Origin of the sequence: Intrasporangium sp. (assembly GCF_051961875.1) — a bacterium.
Classification (GTDB): domain Bacteria; phylum Actinomycetota; class Actinomycetes; order Actinomycetales; family Dermatophilaceae; genus Intrasporangium_A.
Window position 1 is genome coordinate 1 of the sequence record NZ_JBQCCV010000093.1, and the last position, 9,420, is coordinate 9,420.

The 9,420-nt window shown below is 68.4% G+C and carries 8 protein-coding genes and 1 pseudogene; all 9 read left to right on the forward strand.

Annotation, left to right across the window (positions count from 1 at the left end; genetic code table 11):
- The coding region (locus tag ACTHJJ_RS05465; RefSeq protein WP_440301927.1) for a hypothetical protein at window positions 1-678 on the forward strand (678 nt) is incomplete at its 5' end.
- A gap of 15 nt (window positions 679-693) precedes the next feature.
- Window positions 694-1,683, forward strand: coding sequence for a GHMP family kinase ATP-binding protein (locus ACTHJJ_RS05470; protein WP_440301928.1), 990 nt, complete (start codon window positions 694-696; stop codon window positions 1,681-1,683).
- A 76-nt stretch (window positions 1,684-1,759) separates the two neighbouring features.
- Window positions 1,760-2,788: a Gfo/Idh/MocA family protein gene (locus ACTHJJ_RS05475; protein WP_440301934.1), complete on the forward strand. Its 1,029-nt coding sequence runs from the start codon at window positions 1,760-1,762 to the stop codon at window positions 2,786-2,788.
- Complete coding sequence (locus ACTHJJ_RS05480) at window positions 2,785-3,747, forward strand: SDR family NAD(P)-dependent oxidoreductase (RefSeq protein ID WP_440301929.1); 963 nt, start codon at window positions 2,785-2,787, stop codon at window positions 3,745-3,747. The genes ACTHJJ_RS05475 and ACTHJJ_RS05480 overlap by 4 nt, the downstream gene beginning before the upstream one ends.
- An 8-nt stretch (window positions 3,748-3,755) precedes the next feature.
- Window positions 3,756-4,883, forward strand: a complete 1,128-nt coding sequence (locus ACTHJJ_RS05485; RefSeq protein WP_440301930.1) for a DegT/DnrJ/EryC1/StrS family aminotransferase — start codon at window positions 3,756-3,758, stop codon at window positions 4,881-4,883.
- 10 nt (window positions 4,884-4,893) lie between these two features.
- Window positions 4,894-6,012 (forward strand): DegT/DnrJ/EryC1/StrS family aminotransferase, encoded by a 1,119-nt coding sequence (locus ACTHJJ_RS05490; RefSeq protein ID WP_440301931.1) that lies wholly within the window; start codon window positions 4,894-4,896, stop codon window positions 6,010-6,012.
- Window positions 6,013-6,050: 38 nt separating this feature from the next.
- Window positions 6,051-7,553 (forward strand): lipopolysaccharide biosynthesis protein, encoded by a 1,503-nt coding sequence (locus tag ACTHJJ_RS05495; protein WP_440301932.1) that lies wholly within the window; start codon window positions 6,051-6,053, stop codon window positions 7,551-7,553.
- 245 nt (window positions 7,554-7,798) lie between these two features.
- Window positions 7,799-9,121: a nucleotide sugar dehydrogenase gene (locus ACTHJJ_RS05500; RefSeq protein WP_440301933.1), complete on the forward strand. Its 1,323-nt coding sequence runs from the start codon at window positions 7,799-7,801 to the stop codon at window positions 9,119-9,121.
- Window positions 9,118-9,420, forward strand: a pseudogene (locus ACTHJJ_RS05505) (hypothetical protein); the annotation flags it as partial. The gene ACTHJJ_RS05500 and the pseudogene ACTHJJ_RS05505, both read left to right, overlap by 4 nt.

The window sequence follows — 9,420 nt, forward strand, 5'->3', positions numbered from 1 at the left end:
CTCCCTGTTCCCCGGACCAGGGTCAGGGGCTGGTCGGTATATCCCGGGAAGCAGTGGTTGGATCACCGTTTCCGCCAGGCCGAGAACCCGGTCTCCACCCCGACCATCGTCGTGCGAACCGCACTGCAGAAACGCGTCGGCGGCTACGACCCGGAGCTGCCCAAAGCCGCTGACATGGAGATGTTCATGCGCATGGCGGCGCACGCGGACATGGGCTTCGTCCGTGGGGTGGACCAGGCCTACTACCGCCTCCACGCCGACAACATGAGCAAGGCGGTCAGCGCCCTGATGGATCTGCGCCAACGCCGGTCCGTCTTCGAGGTCGTGCTGGACCGGTACGTCGAGAGCCTCGTGGATCCGGGCCATCTGTCCGAGCGGGTGCACCAGCAACTGGCGAAGGAGGCGCTCTGGGCCGCCGGGCGGGTCTCGGGCCGAGGACGGCTGAGGGGGTCCGAGCTCGGCCGCCGCCTCATGGGGGCCGGGCCGGGCGAGGAAGAGGCGGAGGTGGCCGAACTGCTGTCATTCGCCGCCGACTGTTGGCCGGAGGTCAAGCGCCTGTCGCTATACCGGAAGCTGGACGGCGGCGGAAACATCGGGCCCCGGGAGCTGCAGTTCCTCGTGGAACAGAAGGGGCGGTGGTGGCTGCGCCGTCGGCTGTGGAAGTACCGGGGGTACTGAGCGAGGAGGGGGAGCATGATCATCACCCAGACGCCGCTTCGGGTGGGGCTCGTCGGCGGCGGGACGGACCTGCCCGACTACTACCGCGAGCACGGGGGGCGGGTACTGAACGCTGCCATCGACAAGTACGTCTACGTGGTGGTCAAGCAGCGGTTCGACGACGAGATCTACGTCAACTACTCGACCAAGGAGATCGTCTCCCGCGTCGAGGATCTCGAACACGAGCTGGTTCGTGAGGCCCTGCACATGACGGGGATCCGCGGTGGGGTGGAGATCACCACACTGGCCGACATCCCCTCGGCCGGTTCCGGCCTCGGCTCCTCATCCGCGGTGACCGTAGGCCTGCTCCACGCGCTCTTCACCTACCAGGGTCACCAGCTGACGGCCGAGGAGCTGGCCGAGCGGGCCTGCACGATCGAGCTCGACCGCTGCCGGAAGCCGATCGGCAAGCAGGACCAGTACGCCGCTGCCTTCGGCGGCGTCTGCGACATGCAGTTCGGCCCCGGCGATCGGGTCACCGTCGACCAGCTCCCGCTCGACGCCAGCCGGCGCAGGCAGGTCCAGGACGAGCTGCTCCTCTTCTTCACCGGGATCACCCGGAAGGCGGACCCGATCCTCGGTGAGCAGCGCGCCAACATCGCCAGTCGCCTGCCACAGCTCGCACAGCTGCGAGACCTCGCCGGTGAGGCCGCGAATGGCTTGCGGGAAGGGGAGATCAGCGCGCTCGGCGTCGCGATGAACAAGAGCTGGGCCGCGAAGCGCGAGCTGGCGAGCGGCGTCTCGAACACGCAGATCGACAGCGCCGTCGAAGCCGCCCTGTCGGCGGGCGCCTCCGGTGCCAAGGTGACTGGCGCCGGAGGCGGCGGATTCCTCCTCGTCGTCTGCCCGCTCGAGAACCAGAGGGCGGTGCGGGAGCAGCTGAGCGCCATGCGGGAGCTCCCCATCAAGATCGACCCCTTCGGGTCGCGGGTGATCCTCAACGTGCATCACGACATCTGGAGCTGAGCCCCCAACTTTCCCCGATCGCCGGTGCCGAGCGCGCATCCGTGGTTACCCTCCGAATATGACGGCATCCATCGGGATGGCGGTCGTGGGGGCAGGGTACTGGGGGCCGAATCTCGTTCGGAATGCGATGGCGACCCCATCTCTTCGGCTGCGGTGGCTATGCGACATGGACGTGGAACGTGCCCGACGCGTCCTCGGTGACTACTCAACGGTTGGGACGACCAAGTCCTTCGACGAGATCCTCGGCGACCCAGACGTCCAGGCGGTGGCGCTCGCCACGCCAGCTGCGACGCACTTTCCGCTCGCCATGGCCGCCCTCGACGCCGGCAAGCATGTTCTGGTGGAGAAGCCACTGACCTCGTCCCTGGACGACGGCAAGAAGCTGGTGCAGGCGGCGGAGGACCGGGGCCTGGTCCTCATGTGCGACCACACGTACTGCTACACCTCCGCGGTCCAGGAGCTGCGCCGGCTGGTCCACGAGGGCGAGCTGGGAGACCTGCACTTCGTCGACTCGGTCCGGATCAACCTCGGCCTGGTGCAGCCCGATGTCGACGTGCTCTGGGACCTCGCCCCGCACGACCTGTCGATCCTCGACTACCTGCTCTCCCCTGAGGTGTGGGTGGAGTCGGTGGCGGCCCACGGGAGCGACCCGATCGGGCACGGCGTGGCGTGCCTGGCCTACCTGACCCTCAAGCTGTCATCCGGCGCCATGGCCCACGTGCACGTGAACTGGCTGAGTCCCGTCAAGATCCGGACCATGGTGATCGGCGGGTCGCATCGAACCGTGGTCTGGGACGACCTCAACCCGAGCCAACGGCTGTCCGTGTATGACCGGGGCGTGGAGCGCAAGGGGTCCCAGGAGCTGCCGGCCGACGACCGCAAGCAGGTGACGATCTCCTATCGGACCGGTGACATGGTGGCGCCGGCTCTACGGGAACAGGAGGCGCTGCGAGCCATGATGGCCGAGTTCGCCGCCGCCATCAGTGAAGGTCGCCCCGCGGCGACCGATGGGTCCGCAGGCCTTCGAGTGATGGGTGTGCTGGAAGCCGCCGCGAGGAGCCTGCGGCGTGATGGTGCCTTCGTGGCGTTGGGAGTCGACGAATGATTCGGGACAGCATCTGCCTGGTGACGGGGGGAGCGGGGACCATTGGTTCGGGCATCGTCGACGAGCTCGTGGAGGCGGGGGCGGCCGAGATCCGCGTTCTCGACAACTTCGTCCGCGGTCGACGCGAGAACCTCGCCGAAGCCCTGCCGTCGGAACGGGTCGAGATCATCGAGGGCGACATCCGAGACCGCGACCTACTGGCCCGGGCGACTGCGGGCGCGGATCTTGTCTTCCACCAGGCGGCCATCCGCATCACGCAGTGCGCGGAGGAACCGCGGCTGGCGCTCGAGGTCCTAGCCGATGGGACCTTCAACGTCCTGGAGGCCGCCGTCGCCGCCAAGGTACGGAAGGTCGTCGCTGCTTCCTCTGCCTCCGTCTATGGCCTCGCGACGGAGTTCCCGACGACCGAGCAGGAGTCCCCGTGGGCCAACGACACCTTCTATGGCGCGGCGAAGGCCTTCAACGAGGGCATGCTGCGCAGCTTCCATGCCATGTACGGGCTGGACTACGTCGCACTGCGTTACTTCAACGTCTACGGCCCGCGCATGGACATCCACGGCTTCTACACCGAGGTGCTCATCCGGTGGATGGAGCGGATCGAGGCTGGAGAGCCGCCACTCATCTTCGGTGACGGGCAGCAGACAATGGACTTCGTCTTCACCAGGGACATCGCGCGCGCCAACCTGCTCGCCGCGGAGGCCGACGTCACGGACGCCGTTTTCAACATCGGCAGCAACACCGAGACAAGCCTGGTCGGGCTCGCCGAGGAACTGCTCGACGTCATGGGTAGCGACCTTTCCGTCGCCTTCGGCCCCGAGCGCGCCGTGAACGGGGTCACCCGGCGGCTGGCCGCGATCGAGGCTGCCGAGCGGCAGCTGGGCTGGAAGCCGGAAGTCGACCTCAGGGAGGGCCTCAGCCGGCTCGTCGAGTGGTGGCGTGCGGAACGGGCCCACTCATGATTCCGGTGATGAAGCCGTGGCTCGGTGACGAGGAGGCCCGAGCTGCGGCCGACGCCGTGTGCTCCGGCTGGGTCGCGCAGGGACCACGTGTGTCCGAGTTCGAGTCGAGGTTCGCGGCCCATGTCGGCGCGGCTCACGGCGTGGCGGTCTCGTCGTGTACGGCAGCTCTGCACCTGTCTCTCCACCTGCTCGGGGTCGGACCCGGTGACGAGGTCGTCGTGCCCTCCTTCTCTTTCATCGCGACCTCGAACTGCGCGCCCTACGTCGGTGCGACGCCGGTCTTCGCCGATGTGGAACCCGAGGATGGGAACGTCAGCTGGCGCACGGTGGAGCGGGTGCTGAGCGAGCGCACGCGCGTCGTCGTGGCCGTCGACCAGGGCGGGATGCCGGCCGACATCGAACCGTTGCGACGGCTGTGTCAGAGCCGCGGCCTGGCGCTCGTCGAGGACGCGGCCTGCGGGGCCGGATCCCGCTACCACGGCCGGCCGGTCGGGACAGGTGCCGACCTGACCTGCTGGTCATTCCATCCCCGCAAGCTCCTCACCACGGGCGAGGGCGGGATGCTCACCACGTCCGATGCAGAGCTGGCCGATCGTGCCCGCCGGTTGCGGGAACACGGCATGAGCATCAGCGCGGCGGCTCGACACCGCAGCCGGCAGCCGGTCATCGAGGAATACCTTGAGGTCGGCTTCAACTATCGGATGACCGACGTCCAGGCGGCAATCGGCTTGGTGCAGCTGGGAAAGCTCGACGAGCTCGTCCTCAGGCGGCGTGAGCTCGCGAGCCGCTACCAGGCCATGCTCGCCGACGTCCCGGGTCTGCGTACCGTGCGAGATCCGGCGTGGGGCGAGTCCAACTTCCAGTCGTTCTGGGTCGAGCTCGACTCCGACTACCCACTCAGTCGTGGTGAGCTGCTCACCGCCCTCGCCGAGGGGGGCATCTCGGCGCGTGCCGGCATCATGGCCGCCCACCGGCAGCCGGCCTACTCCGGCCACCGTCACGGTGACCTGGCGGTGACCGAGCGGCTCACCGACCACACGCTCATCCTGCCTCTGTTCCACACGATGTCCGAGCGCGATCAAGAGGCAGTGGTCGACGTCATCCGGCGCGCCGCCGGACTGAAGCCATGGTCATGAGGAGGGCAACGTGAACTCGATCCCACTCGTCGACCTGGCCGCGCAACACGCGCAGGTGGCAGATGAGGTGGCGGCCGGCTTCGCCGACGTCCTGTCCGCGATGGACTTCGTCGGTGGCAAGGCAGTCTCCGCCTTCGAGCAGGAGTATGCAGACTTCGTCGGCGCCCGATTCTGCGTCGGCGTGGCCAACGGCACGGACGCCCTCGAGATGGCCCTCCGCGCAGTCGGCGTCGGTCCCGGGGACGAGGTCATCCTGCCGGCCAACACCTTCATCGCCACCGCTGAAGCGGTTCTGCGGGCGGGCGCCCGGCCGGTGTTCGTCGACGTGGACGACGAGGCGCTCCTGGTCGACCCGCAGGGCGTCGAGGCAGCCGTGTCGACCCGCACGCGGGCCGTCATCCCGGTGGACCTGTACGGGCAGATTGCCCCGTTCGAACGGCTTCCGGACTCGTTGGCGGAGCGGGGGATCGTCGTCATCGAGGACGGGGCACAGTCTCAGGGCGCCTTCCGGCACGGCGTTTCCGCGGGACGCTTCGGGCGTATCGCGGCCACGAGCTTCTACCCCGGCAAGAACCTCGGTGCCTACGGTGACGCCGGAGCCGTCATCACCGACGACGAGGACCTGGCGAAGGGCGTTCGCCTCATGGGTGCCCACGGCAGCTCGATGAGGTACCAGCACGTCTCGTTCGGCTTCAACTCCCGGCTGGACACCCTTCAGGCCGTGGTCCTCAGGGCGAAGCTGCACCGCCTGCGCGAGTGGAACGCGCGGCGGCGGGAGGCCGCCGCGATCTACGACTCACTCCTTCGCGGTACGCCGGGACTTCGCCTGCCCGTAACCCTCCCGGGCAACGAGCACGTCTGGCACCTGTACGTCATACGGGTCGAGCGCCGAAACGAGGTACTTCGTCGTGCCCGCGACGAGGGCGTCGGTGCGAGCATCCACTACCCCGTGCCGATCCATCTGACGCCCGCCATGGCCGCCCTTGGCTACGCCCCGGGGAGCCTGCCGGTGAGCGAGCAGGCAGCCGGCGAGATCCTGTCGCTGCCGATCTTCCCCGGGATCACCCCGGAGCAGCAGGAGCAGGTCGCGGCGGTCGTGCTGCGCGGCCTTCGTGACGCCTCGGAATGAGCCCGGACGCGAGCCAGCCGGACGGGCGGGGACCCGACGTGGAGGCCGCCCCAGTCGAGGAGGCGCTCGGTGCGCGCGCCGCCTCGGGCGTTCTCTGGCTGGCCGCGCAGAAGTGGGTGGTGCGCGTCAGCGGGTTCGCCACCCTCATCGTGCTGACGCACCAGATCTCGCCGCGCCAGTTCGGCGTCGTCGCAGCTGCGATGACGGTGATCCCCTTGGTGTACCTGCTCTCCGACCTCGGCTTCTCCACCTATCTCCTGCAGGCCGAGGATCTCGACCAGCAGAGCCTCAGCACAGCCCTGTGGATGTCCTGCAGTGCCGGGGTCGTCCTCTCCGCGGGCCTGATTGCGAGTGCACCATTGCTCGCCTCGGTCTTCGGGATTCCCGAGCTGGTCGCCGTCCTGCGTGCGCTCGTCCTCGCCATCGTGCCCACCGTGCTGGCAGGGGTGCCCACAGCCCTGCTGAGACGCGCGATGGCGTTCCGTGCGCTCGCGCTGCAGAGCCTCGTGGCAGCGCTGCTCGCGCAGGTCACCGCCGTGGTGATCGCCCTGTCGGGCGGCGGCGTCTGGGCGCTGGTGAGTCAGCTCGTCGTCACCCAGTGGGTGGTCGCCGTCCTCGCCTGGAAACATGCGAAGTGGCTGCCTTCGCTGTCGCTGTCACCCCGACTGTTCCGGCACATGGCGGCCTTCGGGCTGCGGGTGTCGACCGTCGACCTGGTCGCCACGCTACGCATCTGGGCCGAGAACTGGATCATCACCGTGACGCTCGGGCCATCGGCCCTCGGCCTCTTCAACATCGGCCAACGCCTCGTCCAGGTTGCGCAGGAACTCGTCGCAGCGTCGACCATCCCGGTCTCGACGATCGTCTTCGCACGAGTGCGCGACTCCGCGGACAGGTTGCGGACCACCTACGTCAAGGCCTTGGGGGTTGCCTACGCGGCGGTCTCGCCGGTCATGGTCCTCATCGTCGTGACCGCCCCGGAACTGGTACCACTCATCTTCGGCCAGCAGTGGCGTGGGAGCGTCGCGCCCACCCAGGCCCTCGCGATCGCGGGCATCATCACCCTCGGGGCGATGCTCGACCATGGGCTCTTCTATGGACTAGGCCGTCCGGGAACCTGGCTCAGCTACTCGGTCATCATCGACTTCGCGACGGTTGCCACGACGGCGCTCGCGGTCAGGTGGGGTCTCGGAGGCGTCGCCACGGGTTTCGTGTTCGTAGCCTTCCTCGCCACGGTCGCCCGCTGGCTTCTCGTCTCGAGACTCCTCGGCTGGGCCGTCCGTGACGTGGCTCGGCCGTTCCTCACCGTGTCGGTTCCCACTGTCGTCACGCTGGTAGTCGGCAACATCGTCATGGCTGTCGTCCCCGCACCACCCGTCGCCAGACTGCTCCTGGCGGCCGTTGTCACGGTCGTCGTCGACGTCCTGGCCCTGCGAGTGGTCGCCGTCGGCGTCATGCGCGATGCGCTCGGCCTCCTGCCACTGCCTGACGTGCACGCCGCCCGGGTCCGCCGGCTGCTGGCGCTCGGCAGCTCGTCCTGAGGAGCGGCTGGTCGGGGGTTGCCCCTCGGCGGGGGTGCTGCGCCGCTGGCGCTGGGTCACCAACGGCAGCCGGAGCCAGCAGATCAAAAGCGCAGTTATTTCAGGAGATTTCGGTCCGAATGCCGCGAATCCCCTTCTCCTGTAGGCCTGACCTTCCGCATTCCCACACGCTCGTGAGGTCATTCAGATCACACTGGACTGACCAGCTGGGGGGCTGGTTTCGGACCATCGGGAGGCTTCGAACCATGCGAGTTGCTGTGCTTGGACTCGGCTATGTCGGCACGATCACTGCGGCGGGTCTCGCTTCGCAGGGGCACGAAGTCGTGGGGGTGGACGTCGACGAAACCAAGGTCGACGGCATCAGCAAGGGTGTGAGTCCCGTCATCGAACCTGGGATCGAGGCGCTGGTGACGCGCACCGTCGCGAGCGGCGCGCTCACGGCCACCTCTGACGTCGCTGCCGCGCTCGACCGGGCGGATGTGTCGATCGTCTGTGTCGGGACGCCATCGACGCCGCGAGGAGGGTCGGACATGGCTTTCCTCGCACGAGCGCTGGGTGACATCCGCGCGGCGATGGAGCGTGTCCGGCCGCCCGCCTCCGGTCACCACACCGTGGTGATCCGCTCGACGGTTCCACCGGGCACCGGCGCCAACCTTGTCGCGCCCGTCTTCCACGCCGGTGAGCTACCGCAGGGCTGGGCGGTGGGGACGGCAATGTGCCCCGAGTTCCTGCGGGAGGGGTCGGCGGTTGCCGACTTCTTCGACCCTCCCTTCGTCGTGGTCGGCACGGCCGACGACCGGGCCGACGCATCGCTCACCGAGCTCTTCGCCTTCCTCGGGCAGGACATCGAGGTCGTCGACGTGCCGACCGCCGAGGCCCTCAAGTACGCCTGCAACGCATTCCACGCCGTAAAGGTCACCTTTGCCAACGAGGTGGGGCGCCTGTTCTCGCAGTTCGACGTCGACTCTCGCCGGGTGATGGAGCTCTTCTGCGAGGACGACAAGCTGAACATCTCGGCTGCCTATCTGCGGCCCGGGTTCGCGTTCGGAGGCTCCTGCCTCCCCAAGGACCTGAGGGCCATGCAGGACCTGGCTCGGATGACGGCGGTCGACATTCCGCTGCTCACCGCGACCACGGTGAGCAACGAGCTTGTCGTCCGCGGCGTCGTGGACCGCGTACTCGCGACCGGCTGCACGCGGGTGTGCCTGCTTGGCCTGAGCTTCAAGACGCAGACCGATGACGTCCGCGAAAGCCCCAGCCTTGAGCTTGCAGAACGCTTCGTGGGCAAGGGACTCGAGGTCCGCATCTTCGACCCGATCGTCAACCCCGACCGGCTGGTCGGGGCCAACCTGCGGCACCTCCAGAGCAAGCTCTCGCATGTGAACCGGCTCCTGGCGCCGACACCGGCGCAGGCCCTGGCGGGTGCAGAGGTGGCGATCGTGACGTCCACGGATCCGGCCGTGCTCCGATCGCTGCTCGACACGCCACCACCGGTCGTGTTCGACATGAGTGGCAGGCTCGGCGAGGCGGTCGAGGCGCTGCCCGGGTATCGGGGCGTGAGCTGGTGAGCCTGCGCAAGCGTACGGGTCGGGATCGACCGCGGGTGCTGGTCATCGTCCAGAACCTCCCCGTGCCCTTCGACCGCAGGGTCTGGCTGGAGTGCCAGACACTGTCCGCCGCCGGGTACGACGTGACCGTCGTCTGCCCGACCGGGGATGGCACCGGGCCCGAGCAGGACGTCGACGGGGTCCGCATCGTGGGGTACCGGCCCTATGCACCGGGTGGCTCGGGGCTGGGTTACGTTCTCGAGTACGCCTACTCGTTCCTCGCCACTGCACGCCTCGCCCTCAGGGAGCGCCGCCGCGGC

Bases quoted from the DNA above. Each gene is read 5' to 3' on its own strand.
- ACTHJJ_RS05475 (WP_440301934.1), top strand. From the start codon at position 1,760: ATGGCGGTCGTGGGGGCAGGGTACTGGGGGCCGAATCTCGTTCGGAAT.
- ACTHJJ_RS05485 (WP_440301930.1), top strand. From the start codon at position 3,756: ATGAAGCCGTGGCTCGGTGACGAGGAGGCCCGAGCTGCGGCCGACGCC.
- ACTHJJ_RS05500 (WP_440301933.1), top strand. From the start codon at position 7,799: ATGCGAGTTGCTGTGCTTGGACTCGGCTATGTCGGCACGATCACTGCG.
- ACTHJJ_RS05480 (WP_440301929.1), top strand. From the start codon at position 2,785: ATGATTCGGGACAGCATCTGCCTGGTGACGGGGGGAGCGGGGACCATT.
- ACTHJJ_RS05470 (WP_440301928.1), top strand. From the start codon at position 694: ATGATCATCACCCAGACGCCGCTTCGGGTGGGGCTCGTCGGCGGCGGG.